Source organism: Paenibacillus sambharensis, from assembly GCF_003233845.1.
GTDB classification, from domain to species: domain Bacteria; phylum Bacillota; class Bacilli; order Paenibacillales; family Paenibacillaceae; genus Paenibacillus_I; species Paenibacillus_I sambharensis.
Map to the genome: position 1 here is coordinate 1 of NZ_QKRB01000001.1, position 596 is coordinate 596.

The 596-nt window shown below is 51.0% G+C and carries 1 pseudogene; it reads left to right on the forward strand.

Features of this window, described 5'->3' with window-relative positions:
• Window positions 1-128 precede the first annotated feature (128 nt).
• Window positions 129-471: pseudogene (locus DNH61_RS00005) on the forward strand (hypothetical protein); the annotation flags it as partial.
• Window positions 472-596 lie beyond the last annotated feature (125 nt).

Sequence of the window (596 nt, forward strand, 5' to 3'; positions counted from 1 at the left end):
TCCACCATTGAGTTCATCTAACATCTTTATGTGATATCCCTGATCTGCAAAGATATCTGCTGTTTCATTCTCTTTCTTAACACCATGTGAATCACCTTTAGTGTAATTCCCTTTTGGCTTACCTCCCGTGGGAGGAATCCAACCGCTGGTCGGGCGGAGAGAAGTGGAGCAAGAACATGACCCTGTTCCTCGGTATACTGAATTATGTGGCGGAGAAGCGCCAGCATATTCACAGCCAGATGAAGCGGCACCGCGCGGTCATTCTGGACAACCCGTTCGGCAAGTCACGTTCTGAGTCCCGTCTTCTATATCGCGGAACAGCTGGGCTTCCAGATGATCGCCCTGACGGCGCATGTGGAGGGCAAGTTCCTGCAGGATTACTTCCCGGTGGTGTACAGCTGCCGCCTGCGTACAGCGGCCGGCGGGGGCGGCAAGCAAATCGTGGACCCCAAGCAGCAGATTCAGCAGGCCTGTTTATTGCATACTAAAAATGCCGAAGATTGCAGCGTAAAAATGCTCAACTAGAAAGCAAAAAAGAGACACTTGTCAGGATCCCAACTTCCTCCTATCGTTAAGTTTGACGAGAACTAGCGAAG